This window comes from Agromyces albus, assembly GCF_030815405.1.
In the GTDB taxonomy this organism is placed as follows: domain Bacteria; phylum Actinomycetota; class Actinomycetes; order Actinomycetales; family Microbacteriaceae; genus Agromyces; species Agromyces albus_A.
Map to the genome: position 1 here is coordinate 2701723 of NZ_JAUSWX010000001.1, position 26013 is coordinate 2727735.

The window sequence follows — 26013 nt, forward strand, 5'->3', positions numbered from 1 at the left end:
GGCGGTCAGAGTTTCTCGATCGGCGCGATCTTGATCAGGAGCTTCTTCTGCCCGGCCGTGTCGAAGCTCACGTGCGCGACCTTCTTCGAGCCTTCGCCCGTGACCTGCGTGACCTTGCCCTCGCCGAAGTCGGTGTGCCGGATGCGGTCGCCCGCCGCGAGGGTGAGGTCGCCATTGTCGCGCACCGTGCCGGTGACGCGGTTGGCCCATTCGGTCTTCGGCTTCGCTGATTTCGTGACGCTGAAGCGTTCGAGGTCGCGGTCACGCGTGCCCCACGCGCCGCCCTCGCGACGTGCGTTCAGCGCTCGCGGCTGGGTGCCGCCGCGCGACGTCGCCATGCCGGGAGACTGTCGCCAGTCGATGAGCCCCTCGGGGATCTCCTGCAGGTAGCGGCTCGGCATCGCGACCGCCACTTCGCCGAACTGCGCACGGCTCATCGCGAGCGAGAGGTAGAGGCGTTTGCGCGCCCGTGTGATGCCCACGTAGAAGAGCCGCCGCTCCTCGGCGGGGCCGCCGGGCTCGGATGCCGACATCTGGTGCGGCAGCAGACCCTCCTCGATGCCGGTGAGGAACACGGCGTGGTATTCGAGGCCCTTCGCGGTGTGCAGCGTCATGAGCGAGACGGTGCCCGAGGCGTCGTCGAGCTCGTCGGCCGCCGCCACGAGCGAGACCTGCGTGAGGAAGTCGACGAGCGTGGCATCGGGGTTCTCCCGGTCGAAGTCGCGCGTCTGTGCGACGAGCTCCTCGACGTTCTCGGCTCGGGTCTCGTCTTGCGGGTCGCGACTGTTGCGGAGCGTGTCGAGCAGGCCCGATCGCTCCATCAGGAACACGAGCACGTCGGAGACCTTCGCGGCGCCGGCGTTGGTGCCCGCGGCGAGCCCCTCGGCTGAGGGCACGAGCATCGCCGCCGCCTCGTCGAGCGTCGTGGCGAGGCCAGAGATCGCCCCCGTCACCTTGGGACCGAGACCGAGGCCGGATACCGCGCGCATCGCCTGCCGGAACGACAGGTCGTTCTGCTCGGCGAAGCTCGCGAGCGCGGTCTCGGTGGCGGGCCCGATGCCGCGTTTCGGCGTGTTCAGGATGCGCCGCAGCGCGAGCTCGTCGAGCGGGTTCGCCACGGCGATGAGGTAGGCCATCGCGTCTTTGATCTCGGCGCGCTCGTAGAACTTCGTGCCGCCGACGACGCGATAGGGCAGCGCCGAGCGCACGAAGATCTCTTCGAGCGCTCGCGTCTGCGCGTTCGTGCGGTAGAACACGGCGATGTCGCGGTAGGCGACGCCCGACCGGTGCAGCGACTCGATCTCGTCGGCGACGAACTGCGCCTCGTCGTGCGCCGTGTACCCCGTGTAGCCGGTGATCTTGTCGCCGTCGCCGTCGGCGGTCCAGAGCTTCTTCTCTTTGCGGTCGAAGTTGTTCGCGATGACGGCATTGGCGGCCGAGAGGATGTTCTGCGTCGACCGGTAGTTCTGCTCGAGCAATACGACGCGGGCGCCGGGGAAGTCGCGCTCGAATTCCGAGATATTGCGGATGTCGGCGCCGCGGAACGCGTAGATCGACTGATCGGAGTCGCCCACGACGGTGAGGCTCGCGCCGGGTATGCCGCCAGCGACATCCGTCAGCGCCCGCACGTTGATGCCGTGCGACTCCATCTCGCGCACCCGCTCGGCCGGCACCGGCCGCGTGAGCTCGCGGATGAGCGAGTACTGCGCGTGATTCGTGTCTTGGTACTCGTCGACGAGGATGTGCCGGAAGCGCCGCTGGTAGAGCGCGGCGACCTTCGGGAAGGCACGGAAGAGGTAGACCGTCTCGGCGATGAGGTCGTCGAAGTCGAGCGCGCTGGCATCGCGGAGGCGACGCGTGTACTGGCGGAAGATCTCGAGGAACATGACCTCTTGCGGGTCGTTCGTGTTCGCATTGCGCGCGTATGACTCGACGTCGGCGAGCTCGTTCTTGAGCTTCGAGATCTTCGCTTGCGCGCTCGCAGGGGTGAACCCGAGGGTGTCGGCGTCGAGCTCTTTGATGATGCGCTTCAGGATGGTGCGCTGGTCGGCCGAGTCGTAGATCGTGAACGTGCCCGAGAGGCCGATCGACTCGGCTTCGCGGCGCAGGATGCGCACGCACGCCGAGTGGAACGTGGAGATCCACATGCCGCTCGCGCCCTCGCCGAGCAGCGCCTCGACGCGCTCGCGCATCTCGGCGGCGGCCTTGTTCGTGAAGGTGATCGCGAGGATCTGGCTCGGCCACGCCTCGCGGCTCTCGATGAGGCTCGCGATGCGGTGCGTGAGCACGCGGGTCTTGCCGGAGCCGGCGCCCGCGACGATGAGCAGCGCCGGACCGCGGTACTCCACGGCTTCGCGTTGCTCGGGATTGAGCCCGTCGGTGAGGCGAGAACCGCCCGTGGTCACGCCGTGCGCGGGCGGCGCCTCGCGCCAGCCGGCCGGTTCGTCGGGGTCGAGGATCAGCGTCATGTCACCGTCAAGTCTAGGCGCGGCATCCGACACCGGATTCGACCACGGGAATCGGATGATCTCCCCGCCGCCGGTCGCGGGAAGCGCGTTCCTCGCCTCGACAGCGCCGAACGCATAGAGTCACTATCACGGTCGCGATCCCCAGTCGGGGGGCTGGGCGCGCGGCGACCATCAGCCTTGGGGGAACACAGTATGGACAGGTCTTCGGGACGCACACGGTCGCGCATTCTCGTCGCCGTTGCGGCGATCGCGGCACTCTGCTTCGGGTCGCTCGCGGCCGCGTCGCCGGCATCGGCGGAAGAAGCGACAGGCACCGTCAGCGGCACCGTGACGGGGACCGACACCGCCGGGGCCGGCATCGCCGACGTCGAGGTCGAGCTCTACTACTACGTCGCCGAGGCATGGATCGAGGTGGAAGCGACGGCGACCACCGACGTCAACGGCACCTTCGTCCTCGAGGACGTGCCGGTGAGGACCTACCATGTCGCCGCTCGGCCCAGCTCAGATGACTACATGCCCGACGTGGGCGGGCGCCAGGTGACCGTGGTCGCCGGAGAGACCGTCACTGTTGACTGTGTACTCGAGCGCACCGCCGTCATCGCGGGGAACGTGAAGGCCGAGACGGCCGACGGTGGCATCACGGCGGCGCAGGGCGGGAGCGTCACCGCGTCGAGAGATGAGCAGCAGAGCTATTCAGGCAGGATCGATCAGAATGGCGACTACAGCATCAAGGTGCCCGCCGGCACCTATGTCGTCGGATTCAACCAGGTTCGGGAACTGCTGCCGCAGTACCTGCCCGAGTTCTGGGAAGACAAACCCGACCGCGCGAGCGCCGACGAGATCGTGCTCGCCGCGGGTGAGACCCGGGCCGGAATCGACGCCACCCTTGCACTGGGCGGCACGATCAGTGGCCGCATCTCGCGACCGGATGGCCCGGTCGAAGAGTGGGCGGCGAACGCGGTCCTGTGGATGCTGAACGATGGCACGTGGGAGATCGTCGTTCCCTACGCCGGCCGCACCGATGCCGACGGGGAGTACTCCTTCCGCGGCCTGCATCCCGGCACCTACAAGGTCCAGTTCAATGAGCGCGGCGGAGTCGTGGAGTACTACGACAACGTGCAGGACCTGGCGAGCGCCCGGGAACTGGTCATCGTCGATCATGAAACCATCCCCGACGTCGACGCCGTGATCGGCACGGATGTCGTGCCGACGCCCACGATCGGCTCCGAGGCCGATGTCGTCGCGGTCGACACTGCCACCGGTGTCTTGTCGGTGTATCCGGCCACGGGTTCCGGCGAGCTCGGCGCAGCGGTCGCGATCGGGCCGGGATGGGGCAGCGCCAAGGCGATCTACAACGTCGACTGGAACAACGACGGCCTTCAGGATGTCGTGGCACAGTGGAGCGACGGACGACTGACCCTGTATCGGGGCGAATTCGACGGGGGATTCACCGCGCCCGTGCAGATCGGCTCGGGATGGCAGAGCTGGTCGATCACGATCGGCCCGTGGAAGGTCGGCGACCGTTACCCCGGCATCGTCGCCAGGAGCAGCACCGGTGAGCTCTCCCACTACCCCAACACCACCGGAGGCGCGCTGACGTCCGCGACGGCGATCGGCAGCGGCTGGGCTGGCCTCTCGCTGACCCAGATGGACTTCGACGGTGACGGCCACCAAGACCTGCTCGCCCGGTCAAAGGACGGGAGCGTGCGCCTCTACCGCTCCAACGGCGTCGGCGGTTTCATGGACGAGGCCAGGACGGTCGTCGCGACCGGGTGGAACACCATGAACAGCGTCAGCACCCTGTTCGGGTTCGACGGGGCTACGAGCTCGGGAATCGCCGCGCGGACCACCGCGACCGGTGACCTGAGCTACTACCCCGTCGGGGCCGGAGCCCTCGGCTCGCCGACGACGATCGGCACGGGCTGGAACGACCGCCTGATCGCCGGCGCACCGCTGCACAACGACCTGCCCACCGTGAAGCTCGCCGCCGCCGACGTGATTGCCGTCGACGCCCAGAGCCGACTGTGGCGATACCAGGCCACCGGAACCGGCGGCGTCGAGGGCGGCGTGCAGATCGGAGCGGGCTGGTCGGGGCTCCTGTCCGCGTTCGTCATCGACTGGAACATCGACGGCGTGCAGGACGTCGTCGCCCAATGGGCCGACGGGCGCCTCACTCTCCATCCAGGACTGGCCGATGGCGGACTCGGCGCACCGACCACCATCGGCACCGGCTGGGAGAGCTGGTCGATCACCGTCGGCGCATGGAAGAACAGCGACAGCCGTCCGGGCATCGTGGCCAAGAGCAGCACCGGCGGCCTCTACTACTACCCCAACACCACCGGAGGCGCCCTCACGACCGCCACCGCCATCGGCAGCGGTTGGTCGGGGCTCGGCATCACCCAGGTCGACTTCGACCGCGACGGCAAGCAGGACATCCTCGCCCGCACGAGTGACGGCGCGCTCCGCCTCTACCGATCCAACGGCAGCGGCGGGTTCATCTCCGAACCCAGAGCCGTCGTCGGCACCGGATGGAACGCGATGACCGCCATCGCCCCCACCACGGGCTTCGCCGGCGACTCCTCCCTCGGACTCGTCGCCCGGTCGACCGGCGGAGAGCTGCGCTACTACCCGATCAAGACGGGCGGCACGTGGGGCCCGACCAAGACCGTCGGCAGCGGCTGGAACGGCTACGTCATCTTCGGCACATCGACACTCAAGTAAGGCTCAGCGAGCGGTCCTCACCGCGTGACCACCAGTCACGCGCCTCGACGCCGAGATCGGGATGGTCGACGAAGATGCCGTCGACGCCCGTGCCGACGATGAGGGTGAACTCGCCGAGCCAGTCGCCGTAGGCCGCGCGCGCTGTGCCGCGTCGGAACCCCTTGGAGAGGAAGCGGTTCTCGGGCCGGAGCGTCCACGTGAAGATCTCGAGGCCCGCGGAGTGCGCCGCATCGACGAGCTCCGGGCCGACGAGCGCCGAGTGCGCTGCACGGCGATCGACGGGGGCGCCCGTGGGATCCGTCGCCGCGGTCGACGCAGCCCCTGAGCCTGGCCCCGCGCGAGCCGCAGCCTTCGGTGCGCCGATCAGGCGCGCCTTGTCGACGCTCACGCCGTCGACCCGGTCGGCGAGCGCCAGCAACCCCGCCTCGGTGACGAATTCGTCATAGCGGGCCGCCCGGGTTCCCTCGGCGAGCACGAGATCGTAGGGCGAGCCGGTCACCTCGATGAGGAAGATCCGGGAACCACGGATGCCGCGAGCGCCGAGCCGGTCGAGCAGCCCGGACTCGAACGACTCCATGATGAGCCGCTCGTCGCCGCGACCCCAGCCGGCCGCCTCGAGCTCGGCCGCGAACAGCTCGTCGAGCGGCAGGCCGAGCGCGTCGAAGTGGCTCGCGTGCTTGAACTCCGCGACCATGCGGATGAGTCGGCGCTGCTCGTCGGCCGCGGTGTCGATGAGTGCGAACAGGTCCCGTAACCGGATGATCGGGTAGCGGCCGTTGAAGCTCGAACTCGATTGGCGTACCGCGCCCAGCCTCTCGCGCGCCCGCAGGGTCGACAGCTCTGCCCACGTGAAGTCCTCGGTGAACCAGCCGGTGAGGGGCTTGCCGTCGACCTCGCGAGTCGTGCGCTTCGCGGCGAACTCGGGACGCTTCGCGACATCCGTCGTGCCCGAGATCTCGTTCTCGTGCCGCAGCACGAGCACGCCGTCGCGCGTCGCGACGATGTCGGGTTCGACGGCGTCGGCGCCGAGCGCGAACGCGAGCTCGTACGCCGACCTGGTGTGCTCGGGCCGGTAGCCCGGGGCCGCCGCGGTGCCCGATCACAAGGGGCCGTTCCGAGCGGTCGAGCAACATGTGCCCCAGCGTAGCCACGCGGTCGCGGCATCCGCGGGAATCCGCCGGAAACTCAGGGCGTTGTCACTGGTATCTCGGGTAAGTTGGATGTCGGCACGGATGCCGCATCCGGCCACCCGTCCCCCGCACCGACGCCAGCCGAAAGCAGAGGAACACCATGGCTCTCGACAATCCCGCCTTCAAGCGGAATTCCGCCTTCTCTTCGCAGGGAGCCGTCGCCGCCGCGCAAGACGTGTCCGCACAGCAGCTGCAGGAGATGTACAACCAGCCCGCGACGCTGCCCGACCGCGATGTCATGACGATCGAGACGACGCTCCAGAAGTCCGCCGCGAGCTTCGGCCTGCTCATCGTGGGTGCAGCGCTCGGCTGGCTGACCGCTGAGTCGCTGCCGTTCCTGTGGATCGGCGCCGGCCTCGTCGGGTTCGTGCTCGCGCTCGTCAACATCTTCAAGAAGGAGCCGTCGCCGGGCCTCATCCTCGCCTACTCCGGCGTGCAGGGCGTCTTCGTCGGCGGCATCTCGGCCTGGTACGAGCTGGCCTTCGGCGGCGGCATCGTCTCGCAGGCCGTCATCGCGACGCTCGTCGTCGTGGGCGTGACGCTCGCGCTCTTCGCCTCGGGCAAGATCCGCGCCTCGAAGAAGGCGACGAAGATCTTCCTCGTCGCGATGATCGGCTACGCGGTGTTCTCGCTCGTGAACTTCGGGCTCATGGTCTTCGGCGCCACCGACGACCCGTTCGGCCTGCGTTCGGTGCCGATCATGGGCATCCCGCTCGGCGTGATCCTCGGCGTCTTCGTCGTGATCATGGCCGCGTACTCGCTCGTGCTCGACTTCGACTTCATCCAGCAGGGCGTGCGCAACCGCGCCCCGCGCAAGTACGAGTGGACCGGAGTCTTCGGCATCATGGTCACGGTCATCTGGCTGTACCTCGAGATCCTCCGGATGCTCGCGATCATGCAGTCCAGCGACTGACCACTCGCGCAACTCGCTCCAACGTCGAAAGGCCGCCCTCGGGCGGCCTTTCGTGTTTCGGGGTACACCCCGACGCTACTCCCACTCGATGGTGCCCGGCGGCTTCGACGTGACGTCGAGCACGACCCGGTTGACCTCGCGCACCTCGTTCGTGATGCGGTTCGAGATCTTCGCGAGCACGTCGTAGGGCAACCGAGTCCAGTCGGCGGTCATCGCGTCTTCGGAGGAGACGGGCCGCAGCACGATCGGGTGCCCGTAGGTGCGGCCGTCGCCCTGCACGCCCACCGAGCGCACGTCGGCGAGCAGCACGACGGGGCACTGCCAGATCTCCTGGTCGAGGCCGGCGGCAGTCAGCTCCTGGCGGGCGATCGCGTCGGCGTCACGCAGGATCTCGAGACGATCAGCGGTGACCTCGCCAACGATGCGGATCCCGAGGCCTGGCCCCGGAAACGGCTGGCGACCCACGATCGCCTCGGGCAGGCCGAGCTCGCGTCCGATCGCCCGCACCTCGTCTTTGAAGAGGGTGCGCAGCGGCTCGACGAGCTCGAACTGCAGGTCTTCTGGGAGGCCGCCGACGTTGTGGTGGCTCTTGATGTTCGCCGTGCCCGTGCCGCCGCCCGATTCGACGACGTCGGGATACAGCGTGCCCTGGACGAGGAACCGGATCGGCTCGCCGTCGGCGGCGGCCTCGGCGACGAGGTCGCGCTCGGCCCGCTCGAACGCGCGGATGAACTCGCGCCCGATGATCTTGCGCTTCTCTTCGGGGTCGCTCACGCTGGCGAGCGCATCGAGGAAGGTGTCGACGGCGTCGATCGTGACGAGCCGGATGCCGGTGGCGGCGACGTAGTCCTCCTCGACCTGGCGTCGCTCGTCTTTGCGCAGCAGTCCGTGGTCGACGAAGACGCACACGAGCTGGTCGCCGACGGCCTCGTGCACGATCGCCGCGGCGACAGCGGAGTCGACGCCGCCCGAGAGCCCCGCGATGACGCGCGCCGAGCCGACCTGCTCGCGGATGCGCGCGACCTGCTCGGCGATGACGTTGCCCGAGTTCCAGTCGGCGGGGATGCCCGCCGCGCGGTGCAGGAAGTTCTCGATGACGCGCTGGCCGAACTCGGAGTGCTTCACCTCGGGGTGCCACTGCACGCCGTAGAAGCCCTTCGCGTCGTTCGCGAACGCGGCGACCGGCGTCGTGGCGGTCGAGGCGAGCACCTCGAAGCCCTCGGGAGCGACCGCGACCGAGTCGCCGTGGCTCATCCAGACCGTCTGCGCCTGGGGCTGGCCGTCGAGCAGCGCGTTGCCGTCGTCGGTGCGCGCCGTGAGGGCGGTGGAGCCGTACTCGCGATGCCCGGTGTGGGCGACCTCGCCGCCCAGCTGCTGGGCCATCACCTGGAAGCCGTAGCAGATGCCGAGCGTCGGCACCCCGAGCTTCAGGATGCCCTCGTCGAGCGCGGGCGCACCCTCTTCGTACACCGACGACGGCCCGCCCGAGAGCACGATGCCGACGGGGTTCTTCGCGGCGACCTCTTCGGCGGTGATCGTGTGCGGCACGATCTCGGAGTAGACGGATGCCTCGCGCACGCGCCGCGCGATGAGCTGCGCGTACTGCGCGCCGAAGTCGACGACGAGCACCGGGCGCTGTTCAGTCGACTGCACGGTCTGCTCGGTCTGCTCGGTCACTGCTGGGCCTCCACGGTGTCGGCGGTGCTGTCGGATGTGGGCTGCGCGCTCTCGTGCTCGCGGCGATCGAGGTATTCGCGCACCTCGCGGCCGTTGCGCACCTCGAGGAAGAACGAGAGGAAGGGGATGACGCCGCCGAGGGCGATGACGATGAATCGCGTGAACGGCCAGCGCATGAGGCTCCAGAGCCGGAAGTCGCTGAAGAGGTACACGACGTAGAACCAGCCGTGCACGATGAGGATGCCGGTCGAGAGGTTGACCGCCGTGACCGTGTCGCCCGGCACGAACGCGAGGAAGCCCCGCTCGCCGCCGAGCTCGAGCTCGAGGCCGAATGCGTACTTCATGATCATCTCGGCGCACAGCGCGAGGAGCAGTACACCCGTGATGATCGAGGCGACCTGGTAGAAGCGGAGCGCCCCGCGGATGCGCGGCAGATCGGCGAGTTTCGGCTCGAGGGGCATGCGACCAGTCTACGGTGCGCGTTTCGGAGAAAGACCCGAGAGCAAGCGGGCGAGGGTGTCGATCGCGGCATCGATCTCGCCGGCGGCATCCGCGGCCGTGGCGTTCGCGATCGCCACCTCGTTGAGCGCGCCCGAGATCATCGTGGTGACGGTGCCGAGGCGCTCCCCGCCGATCACGCCGGCCTCCGCGAGCTCGGCGACGCCCTCGTCGAGCAGGCGCACGCTTGTGTCGAGGTCGCCCTCGCGCCAGTCGTCCCAGCCGAGCACAGCGGGGCCGTCGACGAGCAGGATCCGCCGAACCTCGGGGGCGAGGCTCGCGTCGAGGAACGCGCGGCAGCCGGCGAGGAACGACTCGAGCGGAGCTTCGACTCCGGATGCCGCGACCTCCACCGCGTGCGCGACCTCGCGCTGCGCGTGCTCGACGACGGCACGGAACAGGCCGGACTTGCTGCCGAAGTGGTGGTAGAGCGCACCGCGGGTGAGGCCGGCCTCGGCGACGACGTCTTCGAGGGCCACCCCGGCGTAGCCGTGCTCGGCGAATCGGCGCGCGGCGATCTCGAGAATCGCGACGCGAGTCCGCTCGCGCTGCTCGGCCTTCGTGGGCATCCCTCTCCGATCCTCGGCGGCGGTGCAACCAGGCAGCCGCGCTGCCCCGCCGGCTGCGATTGACATACACACTGTACGTCAGTGAGAATGCATACACACTGTATGTATCCGCCCTGAGGAGCGCCGCCTATCGCGGCGCGTCGACGAGCTCGCGGGGAACGACGAACACGTCCACGAGCGCTCCGTTACGCCAGAGCGTCATCTCGACCTGCCGGTCGATCGCGTCCTCGACCATGAGCTTCTGGATCGACGTCGAGGTCACGATCTCCTGACCGTCGAGCGAGACGACGATGTCGCCGCGATGCACCCCGGCGAGCTCCGCCGGGCTGTCGGTGGCCACACCCGCGACCTGCAGGCCCGTCGGCGAGCCGATGCGGGCCGCGAGCGACGGTTCGAGCTGCACCTGCATCCCCACGATGCCGAGCCAGGCCCGTCGCACGCGTCCGGTGCGCACGAGCGTCTCGATGATGCCGCGCGTGGCGAGGTTGATCGGCACGGCGAGGCCGAGGCCGATGCCGGCGACCGCGGTGTTCACGCCGACCATGCGACCCTTGCCGTCGGCGAGCGCGCCGCCCGAGTTCCCGGGATTCAGCGCGGCATCCGTCTGGATCACCTCGTCGATCACCCGGCCCGATGCCGTGGGCAGCGATCGCCCGAGGTTCGAGACGATGCCGGCCGTCACACTGCCGGCGAGGCCGAGCGGGTTGCCCACGGCGACCACGAGCTGGCCGACGCGGAGCCCGGCCGCGTCGCCGAGCGTGAGGGGCGGGGGCACCGGTCCACGAGCGCGCAGCACCGCGAGGTCGGAGAGCACGTCGCGGCCGACGACGTCGACCGTGACGGACGTGCCGTCGCCGAACGTCGCCTCTGCCGATCTCGCCCCCATCACGACATGTGCGCTCGTGAGCAGGACGCCGTCGGCACTGATGACGCTCGCGCTCCCGGCGCCTTCGCCACGAGCAGTGCGGACCGCGAGGCTCGCGACGCTCGGCAGCACCGAGCTTGCAACCGCAGTGACGACGGCCGAATAGGCGTCGAGCGGATCTTCGATGGTCACAAGGGAATCATGACCCTCGCGAGGCGATGCGCACCCCGAGTTCGCCGCGAGCGGAAACCCGGTCAGCGGGCCGGCGTGCCGGCTTCCTCCGACGCACGACCGGGCGTCTCGTCGGCCTCGTCGGCCTCGTCGCGTTCCCGCTCGACGGCATCGCGCACCAGGCGGTACCAGAGGAAGACCGCGAACCCGGCGAACACCACCCACTCGACGGCGTAGAAGATGTTCAGCCAGTTGAACTCCACGGCCAGCTCGGGCGGCGGCGAGACGATCGCCTCGAGCCCCGCGACGGGCTCGGCCGCCGTGACGTAGCCGAAGTACACGGGCCGGTCGTCGTAGTCGGCCCAGATGTTCACGAGTTGGGCGACCGCGACGGTCGTCATCGCGAAGGGATCGCCGTCTTCGGGGGGAACGACGGGCGCCTCGCTCGGCAGGAACCGGCCGGTGATGGTGACCTCCGCGCCGGCCGCGGCTTCGAACCGCTCGGCGGCGGCCCGAGCGGTCGCCTCGTCGGCGGCCCAGCCGAGCGCCACGGGGAGACCTCCGGCTGCGCCATCCGTCACCTCGAGGTGTGCCACCGGCCAGAAGCCGGCGACACCGTCGTTGAGCCGGCCCTCGACGATGACCGTGTCTCCGGGCACGACGACGCCCGTGACCTCGACCATCTGCGCCGTCGCCGCCTGCTTCGTCGGCACGTCGGGCTCGGCCACGCCGGCGAACGGGCGGACCTCCTCGGTCGGCCGCTCGACGACGACGGATGACTCGACGGCGCGTTGGAGCTGCCATTGGCCGAGCAGCGCGAAGCCGGCGGCGACGCCGAGGGCGAGCAGGAGCGCGAGCACCCACTTGGGGCGCACCATCATCCGCAGCATCAGGCGCCGTGCCTCCCGGCAAGGCCCACGCCCTGCTGCACCGCGCGGAACACCGTGGCGATGCCCTCGTGCGGGCCGACCGCGACGATGGTGTCGCCCGCCTGCACGACGAAATCGGCGGCGGGTGACGGGTGGGCGTGATCGTCGCGGACGACCGCGACGATGGCGACGCCGGAGGCCACGGGCACCTCGCCGAGCGCGCGCCCGGCGATCGCGTCGTCGGCGTCGACGCTCACCCAGTCGATCGGCACGCCCGGCAGTTCGTCGAGCTCGGTGATCGACTCGACGATGCGCGTGCCGCCGAGCAGCTCGGCGAGGGTGTGCGCTTCGTCTTCACGCAGCCGGATCGTCGACGCGGCCGTGTCGTCGTCGTCACCGGCCGGCCTCGTGACGAGATCGCTCGAGCCCGTGCGGTGTGCGACGACGGCGAGTTCGACGCCGTCGGCATTCGTGAAGGAGTGCAATACCCCCACCCCGGGGAGGGTGACCCGGCGGACATCGACCATGGCGCGGACTCCTTGGTCTCGAGTGCGTCGCCCCAAGTCTATCCGCGCGTTTCAGTCCACCTTCACGATGTCGGGAGCCTCCAGCCGCACGCGGTCGGCTGACTCGTCGTCGGGCTGCAGCTGCGACGCACGCTCGGCGGCCACCCGCTCGAGGTAGCGCTCGACCTCGAGCGCCTCTCGCGCGGCATCCCAGCCGAGCACCCCGGCCATGAGCCTCGCCGCGACCGGCGCCGCGGAGACCCCGCGGTCCCACGCCTCGATCGAGATGCGGGTGCGGCGCGCGAGCACGTCGTCGAGGTGCAGCGCTCCCTCGTGCGAGGCCGCGTAGACGACCTCGGCCTCGAGGTAGTCGTCGGCACCCGGCAGCGGCTCGCCGAGCGAGGCATCCGACCTGATGATGTCGAGCAGTTCGTCGGTCATCGTGCCGTAGCGATTGAGCAGGTGCTCGATGCGCACCTTGTGGACGCCGAAGGCGCGGGCGATCTTGCCGCGCTTGTTCCAGGCTGCCTGGTAGCCCTCGGCGCCGAGCAGCGGGATGTCTTGGGTGGTGGACGCGGGAACCTTGCCGTCGAGGGCGTCGGCGGCCGCGTCGATCGCGTCTTTGGCCATCACCCGGTAGGTGGTCCACTTGCCGCCGGCGACGACGACGAGACCCGGCACCGTGTGCGCCACGACGTGTTCGCGCGAGAGCTTGGAGGTCTGCTCGCTCTCGCCCGCGAGGAGCGGCCGGAGCCCCGCGTACACGCCCTCGACGTCTTCGCGCGTGAGCGGGACGCCGAGCACGGCGTTCACGTGCTCGAGCAGGTAGTCGATGTCGGCCGCCGTCGCGGCAGGGTGCGCCTTGTCGAGGTTCCACTCGGTGTCGGTCGTGCCGATGAGCCAGTGGCGACCCCACGGGATGACGAAGAGCACGCTCTTCTCGGTGCGGAGCAGGAGGCCCATCGTCGACTGGAAGCGGTCGCGGGGCACGACGAGGTGGATGCCCTTCGAGGCTCGCACGTGGAACGTGCCGCGTTCGCCGACCATGCGCTGCGTGTCATCCGTCCACACTCCGGTGGCGTTCACGACCTGCTTGGCGCGCACCTCGAAGCGCTCGTCGGTCTGCAGGTCGTGCGCCTTCACGCCCACGACCCGCTCGCCGACCTTGATGAAGCCCTCGACCTTCACGCGGCTCGCGACGTGCGCGCCGTAGAACGACGCGGTGCGGGCCAGGGAGGCGACATACCGGGCGTCGTCGACCTGCCCGTCGTAGTAGGTGATGCCCCCGATGAGCGCGTTCGGCGCGAGCGAGGGAATCGCCTTCATCACCTGGCGCTTCGAGAGGTGGCGGTGGTGCGGCACGCCGGGCGGGCGACCGCCCGTGTAGCTGAAGAGGTCGTAGAGCAGCATGCCGGCGCCGACGTAGAAGCGTTCGATGAACCGCGTCTTCAACGGGTAGAGGAATCGCACGGGCTTCACGAGGTGCGGCGCGATGCGCTGCAGCAGGAGACCCCGCTCGATGAGCGCCTCGCGTACGAGCCGGAAGTCGAGCTGTTCGAGATACCGGATGCCGCCGTGCACGAGCTTCGACGAACGACTCGAGGTGCCCGACGCCCAGTCACGAGCCTCGAGCAGGCCGACGCTGAGACCACGCGTCACGGCGTCGAGCGCGCTGCCGGTGCCGACGATGCCGCCTCCGACGACGAGGATGTCGAGCTCTTTCTCCTTCAGGCGAGCGATCGCCGCTTCTCGTTCCTCTGGTCCGAGCTTCGTCGAACGCGTCACCGTATTGAGTCTCGCCATCGTCGTTCCCCATCCTCACGGCCGGGCGCCTGCACGGCCGCGCGCTCGCGTTCCACGCTACCCGAGGGGTCGGCCCTGCGCCATGCAGCGCGCGCGTTCAGGCGGAGCTGTACGGCGCGACGATGACCTCGACGCGCTGGAACTCCTTGAGGTCGGAATACCCCGTGGTGGCCATCGAGCGCTTGAGCGCCCCGATGAGGTTGGCCGTGCCATCGGCGGCCGGCGCTGGGCCGTAGAGGATCTCCTCGAGCGGGGCGACCTGGCCGACCTTGACCCGCTGGCCGCGGGGCAGCTTCGCGTGGTGCGCCTCTGCGCCCCAGTGGAAGCCGGCGCCCGGGGCATCCGTCGCCCGAGCGAGTGCTGCACCGAGCATGACGGCGTCGGCGCCGCACGCGATCGCCTTCACGATGTCGCCCGACTTGCCCACGCCGCCGTCGGCGATGACGTGCACGTAGCGCCCGCCCGACTCGTCGAGGTAGTCGCGGCGCGCGCCGGCGACATCCGCCACCGCCGTGGCCATCGGCGCGTGGATGCCGAGCGTCGCCCGCGTCGTGGACGCCGCTCCCCCGCCGAAGCCGACGAGCACGCCCGCTGCGCCCGTGCGCATGAGGTGCAGCGCGGCCGTGTACGTGCCCGCGCCGCCGACGATGACGGGCACGTCGAGCTCGTAGATGAACTTCTTGAGGTTCAGCGGCTCCTGGTTCCTCGAGACGTGCTCGGCCGAGACCGTGGTGCCTCGGATCACGAAGAGGTCGACCCCTGCGGCGACGACGGTCTCGTACAGCTCCTGCGTGCGCTGCGGCGAGAGCGCGCCCGCGACGGTGACGCCGGCCGCGCGGATCTCGGCGAGGCGCTCGGTGACGAGCTCGGGCCTGATGGGCGCGGAGTAGAGCTCCTGCATGCGCGTGGTCGCCTTCTCGGCGGACAGCCCGCGAATCTCGGCGAGCACCGACTCGGCGTCGTCGTACCGGGTCCACAGGCCTTCGAGGTCGAGCACGCCGAGCCCGCCGAGCTGACCCATCATGATCGCCGTGCGAGGCGAGACGACGGAATCCATCGGGGCCGCGAGGAACGGGATGTCGAACTGGTAGGCGTCGATCGACCACGTCGTCGAGACGTCTTCGGGGTCGCGCGTGCGGCGGCTCGGAACGATCGCGATGTCGTCGAAGGCATAGACACGACGGCCCCGCTTCGAGCGGCCGATCTCGATCTCCTGGGTCACGAGTCAACCCTACCGAACGTCCGCGGGCCGGCTGGTTGAGGAGGCGCGTCAGCGAGCTCTCGCCACGCGCCCCTCGTTCCACACCGGGGCATCCGACTCGACGACCTCGCCGTCCGCGCCGAACACCACGAACCGGTCGAAGCTGCGCGTGAACCAGCGGTCGTGCGTCACGGCGAGCACGGTGCCGTCGAATCGCGAGAGCGCGTTCTCGAGCGCCTCGGCCGAGACAAGGTCGAGGTTGTCGGTGGGCTCGTCGAGCAGCAGCAGCGTCGCCCCCGACAGCTCGAGCAGCAGGATCTGCAGGCGCGCCTGCTGACCGCCCGAGAGCGAGTCGAAGGTCTGCTGCGCGGATGCCGCGAGCCCATACCGATCGAGGGCCGAACTCGCCGCCTCGCGCGCCATGCCGTCGCGGTTGGCGTCGCCGCGATGCAGGAGTTCGAGCAGGGTGCGCCCGCGGAACTCGGGGTGCTCGTGGTTCTGCGCGAACCACCCCGGCACGACTCTCGCACCGAGCACCGCGCGCCCGGTGTGGGGAATCCGGGCGAGCTTCTCCCCGACCGTCGTGACGTGCCCGAGCGTGCGATCGGGCTCGGTGCCGCCGCCGGCGAGCAACCGGAGGAAATGCGACTTGCCCGAGCCGTTCGATCCGAGCACCGCGACCCGGTCGCCGTACCAGACCTCGAGGTCGAACGGCTTCATGAGGCCCGTGAGCTCGAGGCGCTCGCACACCACCGAGCGCTTGCCGGTGCGCTCCCCGCGCAGCCGCATCGCCACGTTCTGCGACGGCGGGCGCTCCTCGGGCGGCCCGGCCTCCTCGAACTTCCGCAACCGCGTGACGGCGGCCTGGTAGCGCGACGCCATGCCGTCGTTGCAGGTGGCCTTCACCTTGAGGGTCGCGACGAGCGTTCGCAGTGCGGCGTGCTGTTCATCCCAGCGCCGCCGCAACTCGTCGAGCCGCTCGAAGCGCTCGTCGCGCGCGCGGTGGTATCCCTCGAAGCTGCCGCCGTGCACCCACGCGGTGTTGCCGGCGGCACCGAGCTCGAGCGTCACGATGCGGTCGGCGGCGCGCGCGAGCAGCTCACGGTCGTGCGAGACGAGCAGCACCGTCTTCGGCGTCGACCGCAACTGCGCCTCGAGCCAGCGCTTGCCGGGCACGTCGAGGGAGTTGTCGGGCTCGTCGAGGAGCAGCACCTGCTCGGGCCCGCGGAAGAGCGCCTCGAGCGCGAGCCGCTTCTGCTCGCCGCCCGAGAGCGTGGCGAGCTCGCGCCACTTGGCGCGTTCGAAGGGAATGCCGAGCGCCGCGCTCGTGCAGTGGTCCCACACGACCTCCTGCTCGTAGCCGCCGGCCTCGGCGTACTCGGCGAGCGCCGTCGCGTAGCGCATCTGCGCCGCCGTGTCGTCGCGTTCGATGAGGGCGTCCTCGGATGCCTCGAGCTCGATCGCCGCGGCCCTGATGCGGGCCGGCGCGACCGACACGAGCAGCCCCGCGACCGTCTCGGCGGCCCCGTCGACGGTTCGGCCCGTGCCCACGAACTGGTCCATCACGCCGAGTCCGCCGTCGACCTGCACGCTGCCCTCGTCGGGGCGGACGTCGCCGCGGATGATGCGCAGCAGGGTCGACTTGCCCGCGCCGTTCGCGCCGATGAGCGCCGTCGTCGCGGCATCCGTCACCCGGAATGCGAGGTCGGCGAGCAACGGCCTGCCGTCGGGTAGCGAGAACCAGACGCCGTTGACGTCGATGAAGCCCATGCGAGTGTCCGATCGGTCGGCGGCCGCGCCGCGCCGCCCCCGGGCAGCCGACCAGACTACACGCACCGCGAGTTCCCGTGCCACTCGATCCGATCTGCGGCAAGCTGGAGGCATGCAACGCATCGCCGCAGAACCGCTCGACGCCCTCCGCAACCGCACGAGCGCGAAGTGGCGCAGCTACCCCGCCGACGTGCTGCCGCTGCCCGTCGCCGAGATGGACTACCCGCTCGCCGAGCCCATCGCGGCGGCGCTCATCGACGCGGTGCGACGCTCGGACACGGGGTACAACCAGGGCAGCCGCACCGTCGCCGAGGCGTTCCAGGGCTTCGCCGCGACGCGCCTCGGCTGGGACGTCGACCCGGCCCGCGTCACGTGCACCGCCGACGTGAGCATGGGCATCGTCGAGGTGCTGCGCCGGGTCACGAAGCCCGGAGACGGCGTCGTCATCACGCCGCCCATCTACCCGCCGTTCTTCGACCTCGTGACCGAGAGCTCGGCCCGGATCGTCGAAGTGCCGATGCTCGGGGGCATCGACCAGGGCTGGGCCCTCGACCTCGAGGGCATCGAGGCGGCGTTCGAGGCGGGCGCCCGGGCGATGGTGCTCTGCAACCCGCACAATCCGATCGGCATGGTCCCGGATGCCGCGACGCTCGCGGCGCTCGCCGAGATCGCCGCGCGCCACGACGTCACGATCGTCGCCGACGAGGTGCACGGGCCGCTCGCGCAGCCCGCGACGCCCTACACGCCGTTCCTCACGGTCTCGGATGCCGCGCGCGAGCACGGCATCGCGATCACGTCGGCCAGCAAGTCGTTCAACATCGCCGGGCTGAAGTCCGCGCTCGTCGTCACCGCGAGCGATCGCGGCGACCGCGTCCGTGCCGCCCTGCCCTACGAAGTCGAATGGCGCATGGGGCAGTTCGGCGCGATCGCCTCGGTCGCGGCGTTCCGGGCGGGCGGGCCGTGGCTCGACGGCGTGCTCGCGAGCCTCGACGACAATCGGCGGCTGCTCGCCGATCTCCTCGCCGACGAGCTTCCCGGGGTGCGCTACCGGATGCCCGACGCCACGTACCTCGCCTGGCTCGACCTCTCAGTGCTCGGCTGGGGCGACGACCCGGCGGCCTACGCCCTCGAGCACGCGAAGGTCGCGCTCGCCAACGGTCCGACGTTCGGTGCCACCGTGGGGCGTGGGCATGCGCGGCTGAACTTCGCCTGCACGCCCGAGGTGCTCGACGAGGCGATCACGCGGCTGGCGGAGGCTCACCTGGTGTAGTTCGGCGCCTCCACCACGATCTGCACGTCGTGCGGGTGCGACTCCTTGAGACCGGCCGGCGTGATCCGCACGAACTTGCCCTTGGCCTTCAGCTCATCGATGGTGCGGGCGCCCACGTAGAACATCGACTGTCGGAGCCCGCCGACGAGCTGGTAGGCGACGGCCGACACCGGGCCGCGGTAGGGCACCTGGCCCTCGATGCCCTCGGGGATGAGCTTGTCGTCGCTCGGGACATCCGACTGGAAGTAGCGGTCTTTCGAGTACGAGGTCTTCTTGCCGCGGGTCTGCAACGCGCCGAGCGAGCCCATGCCGCGGTAGGTCTTGAACTGCTTGCCGTTCTGGAAGACGAGCTCGCCCGGGCTCTCGGCGGTGCCCGCGAGGAGCGAGCCGAGCATGACCGTGTCGGCTCCGGCGACGAGCGCCTTCGCGATGTCGCCCGAGTACTGCAGCCCGCCGTCGGCGATGAGCGGGACCCCTGCGGGCCTCGTCGCCTTCGACGCCTCGTAGACGGCCGTGACCTGGGGCACGCCGACACCGGCGACGACACGCGTCGTGCAGATCGAGCCGGGACCGACGCCGACCTTCACGGCGTCGGCACCCGCGTCGACGAGCGCCTGGGCGCCCTCACGAGTGGCGACGTTGCCGCCGATCACGTCGATGTGGGCGAACGTCGCGTCGGCCTTGATCCGCCGGATGATGGCGAGGACGCCGGCGCTCTCGCCGTTGGCCGTGTCGACGACGAGCACGTCGACGCCCGCGTCGCGGAGCGCCTCTGCGCGCTCCCATGCGTCACCGAAGAAGCCCATCGCGGCACCGACCCGCAAGCGACCCTCGGCGTCTTTCGTCGCGTTGGGGTACTGCTCCGACTTGTCGAAGTCCTTGACCGTGATGAGGCCCGTGAGCCGGCCCTCGTCGTCGACGAGCGGCAGCTTCTCGACCTTGTGCTGCGCGAAGATCGCGATCGCCTCGTCGGGGTCCATGCCGACGCGGCCCGTGATGAGCGGCATCTTCGTCATGACGTCGGCGACCTTCGTCGACGACTTCTCGAAATCGGAGACGAACCGCATGTCGCGGTTCGTGATGATGCCGACGAGGATGCCGTCGGCGTCGATGACCGGCAGGCCGCTGACGCGGAACGTGGCACACAACTCGTCGACCTCGGCGACGGATGCGTCGGGCGTCGTCGTCACCGGATTGGAGACCATGCCCGACTCGCTGCGCTTCACGCGGTCGACCATCTCTGCCTGCTCCTCGATCGAGAGGTTGCGGTGCAGGATGCCGATACCGCCCTGTCGGGCCATGGCGATCGCCATGCGCGACTCGGTGACGGTGTCCATCGCGGCCGACAGGAGCGGCGTCGCGACGGTGATGCGCCGGGTGAGACGCGAGGCCGTGTCGGCTTCGCTCGGGATCACATCGGTGTGACCTGGCAGCAGCAGGACGTCGTCGTACGTGAGTCCCGTGAATCCGAACGGATCTGCCTGATCCATGTCTTCCCTTCAATCTGTGATGCCCCAGTGGCCGCGCGAAAGTGAATCGTGCGATCACTCAATGTTAAGCGAGTTTGCATAGAGGGCATTCCCCGGATAACAATCGAGGGCCATTGTGGACCGCGCATGAAACACTTGGGACATAATCGGCACGTACTGTCGACGACGATGTCGATAGGAAAGACCGGACCCGGGCGGCCATAAGCCCCCGGGCACCCTTGGAGGTGCAGTGGAACCCACGCAAACAGTCGCCAAACGGTCGCCCCGAAGGTGGTTCGTCCTCCTCGGAATCCTGTTGTCCGCACTCACTCTGTCCGGCATCGCAGCGTCCCCTGCGATGGCGGATTCCGTGAGTACGGAGGACAGCGCCGAGGAGTTCGAGTACTTCTTCACGGGCAACGTGACATTCGATGATGAACCGCTCGAGGGCGTTCGCATCACGGTCGAAGGCGACGACGGCTTCGAAGCCGAGACAGAGACCGATGCCGAGGGCAAGTGGCGCATCGGCGTGCCCGAGAAGGCCGAGTACGAGCTCACGCTCGACGAGGACACCCTTCCCGAGGGCGTCGTCGTCGCAGAAGGCCAGGCCACCATCACCTCGGAGTTCGGGCTCACGAAGCTCAAGGCGGTGAACTTCTTCCTCGGCGAGGGCCAGCGCACCACGACCGACTTCGGCGCCCAAGTGCTCATCCGGTTCATCAACGGTCTGAACTTCGGCCTTCTGCTCGCACTCGCGGCGATCGGCCTCTCGCTGATCTTCGGCACCACGGGCCTGTCGAACTTCGCGCACGCGGAGATGGTCACGTTCGGGGCGCTCATGATGCTCACCTTCGGGGTCGACCTCGCATTCCCGATCTGGCTCGCCATCATCATTGCGATCGTCCTCAGCGCAGCGCTCGGATGGACGCTCGACGCCGTGATCTGGAAACCGCTCCGCAGGCGCGGAGTGGGCCTCATCCAGCTCATGATCGTCAGCATCGGCCTCTCGCTCGCGGTCCGCTACATCTACCAGTTCATCTACGGTGGATCGACGCGGCAGCTTCCGGGAGCGACTCTCGCCTCCGACATCCACCTCGGGCCCGTCTCGATGTCGTGGGTCGACCTCGCGAGCATGATCACGAGCATCGTGGTGCTCGCGGCCGTCGCGTACTTCCTGCTGCGTACGCGCATCGGCAAGGCGACGCGCGCGGTCTCCGACAATGCGAGCCTCGCCGCAGCGAGCGGCATCGACGTCGATCGCGTCATCCGCATCGTCTGGGTGATGGGCGCCGCGCTCGCCGGTCTCTCTGGCATCCTGTGGGCGTACTTCCGACCCGGCGTCAGCTGGGACATGGGCTTCCAGATCCTGCTGCTCATCTTCGCAGCCGTCACCCTCGGCGGGCTCGGCACCGCGTTCGGCGCACTCGTGGGCTCCATCATCGTGGGGCTCTTCATCGAGATGTCGACGCTGTGGCTGCCATCCGACATGAAGTACGTGGGCGCACTCGTCGTGCTCATCCTCGTGCTGCTGTTCCGACCGCAGGGCATCCTGGGTCGCCGCGAGAGAATCGGCTAAGGAGGACCGACCATGATCGACTGGATTCAGATCTTCTCCAACGCGGCGCAGGAGCTCATCAGCCCCACCACCGCGGCATACGCCTTGGCCGCCCTCGGCCTGGCGATCCACTTCGGCTACACGGGTCTCCTGAACTTCGGTCAGGCGGGCTTCATGGCCCTCGGAGCATACGGGTACGCGATCTCCATCCTGAGCTTCGGATTCCCCGTGTGGGCCGCCGTGCTCATCGGAATCGCGGCATCCGTGGTGTTCGCCCTGATCCTCGGCATCCCGACCCTGCGGCTCCGCGCCGACTACCTCGCGATCGTCACGATCGCGGCGGCAGAGATCCTGCGGCTCACGTTCACGACGAACACGTTCGCCGACATCACCGGCTCGGCGAGCGGCCTGCAGGGCTACAAGGGCGGCTTCGCCGAGCTCAACCCGATCCCCTCGGGCACCTACGGTTTCGGACCCTTCACGTACAACGCGTACGACTGGTGGGTCCGCATCGTGGGCTGGTCGCTCGTGGTGCTCCTGGCCCTCGTCACGTGGCTCATCATGCGCAGCCCGTGGGGCCGCGTCATCAAGGGCATCCGTGAAGACGAAGACGCCGTGCGCGCACTCGGCAAGAACGTCTACTCGTACAAGATGCAGAGCCTCATCCTCGGTGGCGTCTACGGCACCCTCGGGGGCATGATCTTCATCCTGCCCCGGTCGGTGGTGCCGGCGAACTACCAGACGTCGCTCACCTTCTTCGTCTACGCGATCCTGCTCCTCGGCGGGGCCGCCACGATCCTCGGGCCGGTCATCGGCTCGGTGATCTTCTGGGTGCTGCTCTCCTTCTTCTCGGGCTTCGTCGCCCGGGCGGTCGAGGCCGGCTGGCTCCCATTCATGTCGCAGGTGCAGGCCGGCCAGCTCCGGTTCATCCTCGTCGGCATCGCGATCATGCTGATCGTGATATTCAGGCCTCAGGGCATCTTCGGGAACAAGAAGGAGCTGGCCTTTGTCAAGTAACGTCACTCCCACGTCCAAGCCGGTGAAGACCACCGGCCTCCATGTCGGCGAAGCCGCACCGGGTTGCCGCAAGGTCGACCCGATCCTCATCGCCGACGATGTCAGGCGCACCTTCGGCGGTCTCACCGCCGTTGATGTCGACCATGTCGAGGTCCCCCGGGGTGCGATCACCGCACTCATCGGTCCGAACGGCGCCGGCAAGACGACCCTCTTCAACCTGCTCACGGGCTTCGACAAGCCCGACAGCGGGAAGTGGGAGTTCGACGGTCGGTCGCTCGCGCATGTGCCGGCCTACCGGGTGGCTCGCATGGGCCTCATCCGCACCTTCCAGCTGACGAAGTCGCTCGCCCTGCTCACCGTGCTCGACAACATGAAGCTCGGCGCGAAGGGCCAGATCGGCGAGAACCTCTTCCGGTCGTTCCTGCCGTTCCTCTGGCGCAAGCAAGACGACGAGATCGAGGCGAAGGCACTCGAGATCCTCGCGCGCTTCAAGCTCGACACCAAGAAGGACGACTACGCAGCCAGCCTGTCGGGCGGGCAGCGCAAGCTCCTCGAGATGGCGAGGGCGCTCATGAGCGACCCGACGCTCGTCATGCTCGACGAGCCGATGGCAGGTGTCAACCCGGCCCTCACGCAGTCGCTGCTCGACCACGTGCTCGACCTGAAGTCCCAAGGCATGACGGTGCTGTTCGTCGAGCACGACATGCACATGGTGCGCCACATCGCCGACTGGGTCATCGTGATGGCCGAGGGCAAGATCGTCGCCGAAGGCGACCCCCATCTGGTCATGCAGGACCCCGCCGTGATCGACGCCTACCTCGGCGCCCATCACGACGCCGACATCGGCACAACGGACACCGAGCACGTCGAGGTGTTGAAGGAGCTCATCGATGACGAACAGTGAACCGACCGCTGCTGCGGTCCTCGAACCCGTCGCCGAGGCGGTCGTGGAAGCCACGAATGTCACGGCGGGCTACCTGCCCGGCGTGAACATCCTGAACTCGTGCTCCCTCATTGCGAGGAAGGGCGAGCTCATCGGCATCATCGGCCCGAACGGCGCCGGCAAGTCGACGCTCCTGAAGGCCATCTTCGGCCTCGTGAAGGTGCGCGACGGCGCGATCCGCCTGAACGGCGAGGAGATCACGAACCTCAAGGCGAACAAGCTCGTCGCCAAGGGCGTCGGGTTCGTGCCGCAGACGAACAACGTGTTCCCCTCGCTCACCATCCAGGAGAACCTCGAGATGGGAATGTTCCAGAAGCCGAAGGGCGTCAAGGAGCGCCTCGAGTACGTCACCGCGATCTTCCCCGAGCTCGGCAAGCGGCTCGGCCAGCGCGCCGGCTCGCTCTCGGGTGGTGAACGTCAGATGGTGGCGATGTCGCGCGCGCTCATGATGGGACCGCACGTGATGCTGCTCGACGAGCCCTCTGCCGGGCTTTCCCCCGTGCGCCAGGACGAGGCCTTCCTTCGTGTGAAGGAGATCAACCGCGCCGGCGTGACCACCATCATGGTCGAGCAGAACGCGCGGCGCTGCCTGCAGATCTGCGACCGCGGCTACGTGCTCGATCAGGGCCGCGACGCCTACACCGGCACGGGGCGCGACCTGTTGAACGACCCGAAGGTGATCGGCCTCTACCTGGGCACGCTCGGCCAGGACTGATCCACCAGTACGAACGGGGGCGGATGCTGCGGCATCCGCCCCCGTTCTGCGTTCGCCCGACCCCAGCACCCGCTCCCCGCTTACCCGCCCTCATGCCTTTCCGCATCACCCGCACATCGGCGGATGAGGCAGTGTCGGCAGACACGCCGGTGGAGGCACCACGAATCGCCGCACAGGTGCGGTTCCTGCCACTTCCGCGACAGCGGCGCGACGGCGTGAACGCCACGGAGAGCTCCCCCGAGCCCGCGAGTCGGTCCCGGGGCGCCTGTGCCCACGCAACGGGCCGGACGCGGGCACGAGAAAGGGCCCAGCCCAAGCCGAGGCCCCATGCGGGCACGAGAAAGGGCCCCGGCCGAAGCCGAGGCCCTTCCAGGCGAGAACCGTACTACTGGATGCGCGAGTACGTGTTGTCGTCGCCGTACTCGTAGATACCGATGGTCGCCTCGGTGGGGTCTCCGTGCTCGTCGAGCGTGATCGGGCCGGACGGGCCGTCCCAGTCGATCTGCGAGCCTTCGGAGAGCGCCGTGAAGGCGTCGCCGAGGTCGGTGACCTTCTCACCGTCGCCGGTGCCACCCGACACCTGACGCAGGTACTTGCCGATGTCAACACCTTCGGTGCTGTTCGCCGCGTACGCCGCAAGGGCGATCAGCACGGTCGCGTCGTACGACTCGGGACCGTAGCTGAAGTCCGCCAGGTCGGGGTCGACGGCGAGGATCCGCTCACGGAAGTCGTCTTCGAGCTCCGGACCGGGCAGCGTGCCCTTCGCGCCGGTGATGAGGCCGGGTGCGAAGTCTGCGCTGTAGTTGGACAGGTTGCCGTCGACGAAGTAGAGCTGGTCGCCGGGGTAGCCCGAGCCGACGAGCGCCGGAACGACGACCTTGGCCTCATCGAAGGTGATGACGGCCACGGCGTCGGGGTTCGCGGCGTTGATCGCCGAGAGCTGCGCGTCGAAGTTCGAGTCACCCGTGTTGAAGAGCTCCTCGGCAACGACTTCGCCGCCTGCCGCCTCGAACGACGCCTTGGTGGCCTCTGCGAGGCCGGTGCCGTACGGGTCGTTCAGGACGAGGAGACCGAGGGTCGAAGCGCCGTCTGCGGCGATCTGGTTGCCGAGCACCTCACCCTGCAGGAGGTCGGACGGCGCAGTACGGAAGTACAGGTCGTTGTCCTCGTACTCGGTGAAGTCGGGCGACGTGTTCGCCGGCGAGAAGTGCACGACACCGGCCGCGGTGATCTGGTCGATGACCGTGAACGACACACCCGACGACGCGGCACCGATGATCGCCGAGACGTCCTGCGAGAGCAGGTCGGTGACGGAGACGGTGGCGATGTCGGTCGTGGTGTCACCGGAGTCGCGGTAGATGACCTCGATGTTGAGGCCCATGTCGGCTTCGTTGATCTCCTGTGCGGCGAGCGCCACACCGGCCTCCTCGGGCGGGCCGAGGAACGCGAGCGTTCCACTCTGCGGAAGGATCGTGCCCACCTTGAGGGTGAGGTCTCGTTCGCCTGCCTCGACGGGCAGGGCGTCGCCGGCGTCGGCCGGCTCTTCCGTCTCGGCCGGCGGCGTGCCACCCGTTGCGCACGCAGAGAGGATGAGGGTGCTGACGCCAGCGATGGCGAGACCCGTCCAGGCTGCGCGAGCCGAGCGCGAGGCCTTGGCCTTCGCGAATACGCTCATGTTGCTCCTTGGGACTGAAGGATTGGTACACAAAGCAGCGTCTGGTGACGCCGTTGTTTGACAGTATTGCGCCCCAATGGCGGAAACAAGTCGCGCCGGTCACAACCGTGTAACACCGCAGGAATCGTTATCTCGCCGACACCTTGCC

19 protein-coding genes and 1 pseudogene are annotated in these 26013 nt (G+C 68.9%); 7 read left to right on the forward strand and 13 right to left on the reverse strand.

The window, feature by feature from the left end:
• Window positions 1-5 precede the first annotated feature (5 nt).
• Window positions 6-2468 (reverse strand): ATP-dependent helicase, encoded by a 2463-nt coding sequence (locus QFZ29_RS12665; protein WP_306894440.1) that lies wholly within the window; start codon window positions 2466-2468, stop codon window positions 6-8.
• Between the two features lie 192 nt (window positions 2469-2660).
• Between QFZ29_RS12665 and QFZ29_RS12670 the strand changes: the two genes are divergently transcribed.
• On the forward strand, window positions 2661-5189 hold the full coding sequence (locus tag QFZ29_RS12670) for an FG-GAP-like repeat-containing protein (RefSeq protein WP_306894441.1): 2529 nt from the start codon (window positions 2661-2663) through the stop codon (window positions 5187-5189).
• On the opposite strand, the pseudogene QFZ29_RS12675 reads toward QFZ29_RS12670, so the two are convergent.
• Window positions 5182-6213: pseudogene (locus QFZ29_RS12675) on the reverse strand (glycerophosphodiester phosphodiesterase family protein); the annotation flags it as partial. The gene QFZ29_RS12670 and the pseudogene QFZ29_RS12675 overlap by 8 nt on opposite strands.
• 266 nt (window positions 6214-6479) lie before the next feature.
• Here QFZ29_RS12675 and QFZ29_RS12680 point away from each other — a divergent pair.
• Complete coding sequence (locus QFZ29_RS12680; RefSeq protein WP_306894442.1) at window positions 6480-7292, forward strand: Bax inhibitor-1/YccA family protein; 813 nt, start codon at window positions 6480-6482, stop codon at window positions 7290-7292.
• Window positions 7293-7367: 75 nt separating this feature from the next.
• Here the strand turns inward: QFZ29_RS12680 and guaA are convergent, their stop codons facing one another.
• The 9 genes from guaA to QFZ29_RS12725 all read right to left on the reverse strand — a co-directional run bounded on the left by guaA (window position 7368) and on the right by QFZ29_RS12725 (window position 17221).
• A complete protein-coding gene (guaA, locus tag QFZ29_RS12685; protein ID WP_306894443.1) occupies window positions 7368-8969 on the reverse strand; it encodes a glutamine-hydrolyzing GMP synthase in 1602 nt (533 codons plus the stop codon).
• Window positions 8966-9430, reverse strand: a complete 465-nt coding sequence (locus QFZ29_RS12690; RefSeq protein ID WP_306894444.1) for a DUF3817 domain-containing protein — start codon at window positions 9428-9430, stop codon at window positions 8966-8968. Before QFZ29_RS12690 ends, guaA begins: the two co-directional genes overlap by 4 nt.
• 9 nt (window positions 9431-9439) lie before the next feature.
• Window positions 9440-10036, reverse strand: a complete 597-nt coding sequence (locus tag QFZ29_RS12695; protein ID WP_306894445.1) for a TetR/AcrR family transcriptional regulator — start codon at window positions 10034-10036, stop codon at window positions 9440-9442.
• Window positions 10037-10163: 127 nt separating this feature from the next.
• On the reverse strand, window positions 10164-11087 hold the full coding sequence (locus QFZ29_RS12700) for a S1C family serine protease (protein ID WP_373426272.1): 924 nt from the start codon (window positions 11085-11087) through the stop codon (window positions 10164-10166).
• Between the two features lie 68 nt (window positions 11088-11155).
• A complete protein-coding gene (locus QFZ29_RS12705) occupies window positions 11156-11950 on the reverse strand; it encodes an SURF1 family cytochrome oxidase biogenesis protein (protein WP_306894447.1) in 795 nt (264 codons plus the stop codon).
• An 11-nt stretch (window positions 11951-11961) separates the two neighbouring features.
• Complete coding sequence (locus tag QFZ29_RS12710) at window positions 11962-12468, reverse strand: cation:proton antiporter regulatory subunit (RefSeq protein WP_306894448.1); 507 nt, start codon at window positions 12466-12468, stop codon at window positions 11962-11964.
• Window positions 12469-12519: 51 nt separating this feature from the next.
• Window positions 12520-14232 (reverse strand): glycerol-3-phosphate dehydrogenase/oxidase, encoded by a 1713-nt coding sequence (locus tag QFZ29_RS12715; protein ID WP_373426211.1) that lies wholly within the window; start codon window positions 14230-14232, stop codon window positions 12520-12522.
• A 115-nt stretch (window positions 14233-14347) separates the two neighbouring features.
• The gene (locus QFZ29_RS12720; RefSeq protein WP_306894450.1) at window positions 14348-15472 is read right to left on the reverse strand and encodes a GuaB3 family IMP dehydrogenase-related protein; all 1125 of its coding nucleotides are present in this window, start codon (window positions 15470-15472) and stop codon (window positions 14348-14350) included.
• A 48-nt stretch (window positions 15473-15520) separates the two neighbouring features.
• Window positions 15521-17221 carry an ABC-F family ATP-binding cassette domain-containing protein gene (locus QFZ29_RS12725; protein WP_306894451.1) on the reverse strand — a complete coding sequence of 567 codons (1701 nt, stop codon included), beginning with the start codon at window positions 17219-17221 and terminating at the stop codon, window positions 15521-15523.
• 112 nt (window positions 17222-17333) lie between these two features.
• Here QFZ29_RS12725 and QFZ29_RS12730 point away from each other — a divergent pair, with 112 nt between their 5' ends.
• Entirely contained in the window at window positions 17334-18491 is a 1158-nt protein-coding gene (locus QFZ29_RS12730; protein WP_306894452.1) for a MalY/PatB family protein, read from the forward strand.
• On the opposite strand, the gene guaB is transcribed toward QFZ29_RS12730, so the two are convergent.
• Window positions 18479-19981, reverse strand: a complete 1503-nt coding sequence (guaB, locus tag QFZ29_RS12735; RefSeq protein ID WP_306894453.1) for an IMP dehydrogenase — start codon at window positions 19979-19981, stop codon at window positions 18479-18481. The two genes, QFZ29_RS12730 and guaB, sit on opposite strands and share 13 nt — an antisense overlap.
• 349 nt (window positions 19982-20330) lie before the next feature.
• On the opposite strand from guaB, the gene QFZ29_RS12740 reads away from it, so the two are divergent.
• From QFZ29_RS12740 to QFZ29_RS12755, 4 genes are read left to right on the forward strand one after another with little or no spacing between them, the layout of a single operon-like run.
• The gene (locus QFZ29_RS12740; protein ID WP_306894454.1) at window positions 20331-21536 is read left to right on the forward strand and encodes an ABC transporter permease subunit; all 1206 of its coding nucleotides are present in this window, start codon (window positions 20331-20333) and stop codon (window positions 21534-21536) included.
• 15 nt (window positions 21537-21551) lie between these two features.
• Window positions 21552-22532, forward strand: coding sequence for a branched-chain amino acid ABC transporter permease (locus tag QFZ29_RS12745; protein WP_306896714.1), 981 nt, complete (start codon window positions 21552-21554; stop codon window positions 22530-22532).
• Window positions 22522-23436, forward strand: coding sequence for an ABC transporter ATP-binding protein (locus tag QFZ29_RS12750; RefSeq protein WP_306894455.1), 915 nt, complete (start codon window positions 22522-22524; stop codon window positions 23434-23436). The genes QFZ29_RS12745 and QFZ29_RS12750 overlap by 11 nt, the downstream gene beginning before the upstream one ends.
• Window positions 23423-24190, forward strand: a complete 768-nt coding sequence (locus QFZ29_RS12755) for an ABC transporter ATP-binding protein (protein WP_306894456.1) — start codon at window positions 23423-23425, stop codon at window positions 24188-24190. The genes QFZ29_RS12750 and QFZ29_RS12755 overlap by 14 nt, the downstream gene beginning before the upstream one ends.
• 385 nt (window positions 24191-24575) lie before the next feature.
• Here QFZ29_RS12755 and QFZ29_RS12760 read toward each other — a convergent pair whose 3' ends face one another.
• The gene (locus QFZ29_RS12760; protein ID WP_306894457.1) at window positions 24576-25865 is read right to left on the reverse strand and encodes an ABC transporter substrate-binding protein; all 1290 of its coding nucleotides are present in this window, start codon (window positions 25863-25865) and stop codon (window positions 24576-24578) included.
• Between the last annotated feature and the right edge of the window lie 148 nt (window positions 25866-26013).

Bases quoted from the DNA above. Each gene is read 5' to 3' on its own strand.
- QFZ29_RS12665 (WP_306894440.1), bottom strand. From the start codon at position 2,468: ATGACGCTGATCCTCGACCCCGACGAACCGGCCGGCTGGCGCGAGGCG.
- QFZ29_RS12670 (WP_306894441.1), top strand. From the start codon at position 2,661: ATGGACAGGTCTTCGGGACGCACACGGTCGCGCATTCTCGTCGCCGTT.
- QFZ29_RS12680 (WP_306894442.1), top strand. From the start codon at position 6,480: ATGGCTCTCGACAATCCCGCCTTCAAGCGGAATTCCGCCTTCTCTTCG.
- QFZ29_RS12690 (WP_306894444.1), bottom strand. From the start codon at position 9,430: ATGCCCCTCGAGCCGAAACTCGCCGATCTGCCGCGCATCCGCGGGGCG.
- QFZ29_RS12695 (WP_306894445.1), bottom strand. From the start codon at position 10,036: ATGCCCACGAAGGCCGAGCAGCGCGAGCGGACTCGCGTCGCGATTCTC.
- QFZ29_RS12705 (WP_306894447.1), bottom strand. From the start codon at position 11,950: ATGGTGCGCCCCAAGTGGGTGCTCGCGCTCCTGCTCGCCCTCGGCGTC.
- QFZ29_RS12710 (WP_306894448.1), bottom strand. From the start codon at position 12,468: ATGGTCGATGTCCGCCGGGTCACCCTCCCCGGGGTGGGGGTATTGCAC.
- QFZ29_RS12725 (WP_306894451.1), bottom strand. From the start codon at position 17,221: ATGGGCTTCATCGACGTCAACGGCGTCTGGTTCTCGCTACCCGACGGC.
- QFZ29_RS12730 (WP_306894452.1), top strand. From the start codon at position 17,334: ATGCAACGCATCGCCGCAGAACCGCTCGACGCCCTCCGCAACCGCACG.
- guaB (WP_306894453.1), bottom strand. From the start codon at position 19,981: ATGGATCAGGCAGATCCGTTCGGATTCACGGGACTCACGTACGACGAC.
- QFZ29_RS12755 (WP_306894456.1), top strand. From the start codon at position 23,423: ATGACGAACAGTGAACCGACCGCTGCTGCGGTCCTCGAACCCGTCGCC.
- QFZ29_RS12760 (WP_306894457.1), bottom strand. From the start codon at position 25,865: ATGAGCGTATTCGCGAAGGCCAAGGCCTCGCGCTCGGCTCGCGCAGCC.